Below are 2793 nucleotides of genomic sequence, written 5' to 3'. Positions count from 1 at the left end.
TGCCGGGCCTCGACCTTGGGACGCGCGTCGGGCCCCTCGCGGTTCCCGATCGCGGGCAAGAAAAAACGGGCCGGTCCGTGGGGGGGGGAGACGGACCGGCCCGAGGGGGGGTTTCCACCATAACCCTTCGTAAGGAGGAATGGGGGCATCGGCGGGCCACAACTACTCTCCGAAGTCATCCGAAGACGCCCTGCTGGCCGCGGAATGGACCATTCCAAGGGTCTTTACGGGCGATCCGCAGCGGAATCCAAGGGGAAACCGGTCGGATGCGAAGGAATCCGAAGAGTTTGCCCCGCCTTGTGGTCACATCGGCGTGTTGCCCGAGGTTCCCTCCGATGGGCTACCCGGTCCGCGAACGACCGCTTGACGGCCCCTCCCACGCACCGGAACGGCGATCCCCGGTGCCGGCGGCACCGCGCAGCTCCCTCCGCTGCGCGGCATCCTCGCGCGGCTTTGCGGGCGCGAATTGCGTAGGTCTGAACCTACGTGGCGGCTGGGGCTGATGTGAACAGTGTCCGATCACGATGTGGACACCGCACGCCCGGCGGGTGGCCTGGGGCCTCTCGTTCGGATCAGGCGGGATGGGGCTTGCGGGCGTCCACGAGATGCCGCGCGCTGTGGGCGACGAACGGGCCCTCCCGCTCGATCCGCTCGTGCAGGGACCGGAGTTGGGGCTCGTACGCCTCGACGGTGAACCCGGGCACCATCCAGACGACCTTGCGCAGGAAGTGGACAACGGCGGCGATGTCGTGGAATTCCATCCGCAGCCGCTCCGCCCGCAGCCCCACGATCTCCAGGCCCGCGGCCTCGGCCGCGGCCCGCTCCCGCTCGGGGTCACGGGCGCCGCGCGCGGACGCCGGCTGGGGCCCGAGGAAGTACTCGACCAGCTCGAAGACGCTGGCGGGCCCGACGTGCTGGGCGAAGTACGTGCCGCCGGGCCGCAGCACCCGCGCGATCTCGGCCCAGTGGGGCGTCACCGGGTGCCGGCTGAGCACCAGGTCGAAGGCCTCGTCGGCGAACGGCAGCGGCGCGTCGTCCGGGGCGGTGACGACCACCGCCCCGCGCGGCCGCAGCAGCGCGGTGGCCTTGGCCGCGTTCGGTGCCCAGCCCTCGGTGGCGGCGATCAGCGCCGGCCGGGCCGGGGCGGCCGAGTCGAGGGCGAAGGCCAGCACCTCGCCGCCGCCGGTCTGCACGTCCAGCGCCGCCTCGGCACGGGCCAGCCGCTCTCCCGCCGAGCGGGCGTACCCCCACGAGGGCCGGGCCTCGCTGGCCCGCCCCTCGAACCAGGAGAAGTCCCAGCCCTCGGTGGGCACGGCGGCCCCCTCGGCCACGAGCTCGGCGAACGACGGCTTCCCTGTCATGGCACCGATGATGGCAGAGGGCCAGCGGCCGGGGCTTCCGGTTTTCCCTCGCGGGTTCAGGGGAGCAGCGGCCTGACCTCGTCCGCGGCGAAGCGTACGAAGCCCTCCGGGTCCGGCTCGTCCGACGTCGGTTGCAGGACGACGGTGTCGGCGCCGGCCTCGGTCAGCCGCCGCACGGCATCGGCCACGGCGGCCGCGTCCCCGGCGACGCCCGCGCCGGGCTGCGCCCCTCCGGCGGCCAGGTCGGCCCGGACCCGCTCGGCGGCACCGGCGCCCGTCGCGGCGAGCAGATAGACGACCACCCGGTGCGGCCCGGCGTCGCGCCCGGCCTCCGCCCGCCCCTCCTCGATGAGCCGGCGGGCCCGCCGTACGCCGTCCGGGGAGGTGGCGCAGGTGAGCAGGGTGCCGTCGGCCTTGGCACCGGACAGGCGCAGGGTGCGGGGGCCGGTGGCGCCGGTGAGCACGGGCACCGGCTGCGGCGGCGGCCAGTCGAGGGCGACGCCGTCGAGGGTGACGTACCGCCCCCGGACGGTCAGCTTCTCCCCGCGCAGCAGACCGCGCAGGGCGTCGAGGTGCTCGCCGAGGAGGGTGAGCGGCGAGTCGGCGCGGGCGCCGACCTGGCCCATCCAGTCCTGCACCCCGTGTCCGACGACGACGCTCGCGCGGCCGGGGAACATCCGGTGCAGGGCGGCGCTCTCCATCGCGGTCACGGCCACGTTCCGCAGCGGCACCGGCAGCAGTCCGATGCCCACCCGCAGGCGCTCCGTCCAGGCCAACGCGGCGGCGGCCGTCGAGACGCCGCCCTCCAGGAAGCAGTCCTCCCACAGCCACAGCTCGTCGAGCCCCGCCCCTTCCACCGTCCGGGCGAAGGCCCGCAGCCGCTCGGGCGGCAGCTGGGGCCGGAACACGACTCCGAGTCCGGTCATGAAGGTCTTCCTGGCGGGGAGAACGGGAGGGGACGAACACTGTACGGGGCACACCCGTTGACCGCGGAGGAAACATGGCACGACGACGCTGGCGGGACGGCCGGGGCACCCTGCGCGTGCCGGGCGGGCCCGGTGCTCCGGACACGACCGTCCCGCTGGAGATCTCCGCCTCCTACCGCGCCCGCACCAGGGGCCTACTGGGCCGGACCTCCCTCGACGGCGCCATGCTGCTGTCCCCGGCGAACTCGGTCCATACCTTCGGCATGCGCATCCCCATCGACGTCGCCTACCTGGACCGCCGGCTGACCGTCCTGTCGGTCCGCACCATGCGCCCCGGCCGCCTGGGCCTGCCCCGCCCGCGCGCCCGGCACCGAGCCCCCCCCCCCCCCCCCCCGCCCGCCCCCGCCCCGCCGCCCGCCCCCGCGCCCCGAGGTCCCCGCCCCCCCCCCCCGGGCGACGACCCGGGCCCCCCCGCGCCCCCAGCCGCCCCCCGCCCCGCCCACCGC

2 protein-coding genes and 1 pseudogene are annotated in these 2793 nt (G+C 75.4%); 1 reads left to right on the top strand and 2 read right to left on the bottom strand.

What is annotated here, in order from left to right:
* Window positions 1–572 precede the first annotated feature (572 nt).
* Window positions 573–1361, bottom strand: coding sequence for a class I SAM-dependent methyltransferase (locus FRZ03_RS13840; RefSeq protein WP_146465452.1), 789 nt, complete (start codon window positions 1359–1361; stop codon window positions 573–575).
* A gap of 56 nt (window positions 1362–1417) precedes the next feature.
* Complete coding sequence (locus FRZ03_RS13835; RefSeq protein WP_146465451.1) at window positions 1418–2287, bottom strand: LLM class flavin-dependent oxidoreductase; 870 nt, start codon at window positions 2285–2287, stop codon at window positions 1418–1420.
* A 74-nt stretch (window positions 2288–2361) separates the two neighbouring features.
* Between FRZ03_RS13835 and FRZ03_RS13830 the strand changes: the two are divergent.
* Window positions 2362–2658: pseudogene (locus tag FRZ03_RS13830) on the top strand (DUF192 domain-containing protein); the annotation flags it as partial.
* Window positions 2659–2793: the final 135 nt, after the last annotated feature.

The sequence above is a fragment of the Streptomyces misionensis genome, assembly GCF_007896895.1.
In the GTDB taxonomy this organism is placed as follows: Bacteria; Actinomycetota; Actinomycetes; order Streptomycetales; family Streptomycetaceae; genus Streptomyces; species Streptomyces misionensis_A.
This window is presented reverse-complemented; position numbering and strand designations above follow the sequence as displayed.

Coding starts and splice junctions, on each gene's coding strand:
- FRZ03_RS13835 (WP_146465451.1), bottom strand. CDS start 2,287: ATGACCGGACTCGGAGTCGTGTTCCGGCCCCAGCTGCCGCCCGAGCGG.
- FRZ03_RS13840 (WP_146465452.1), bottom strand. CDS start 1,361: ATGACAGGGAAGCCGTCGTTCGCCGAGCTCGTGGCCGAGGGGGCCGCC.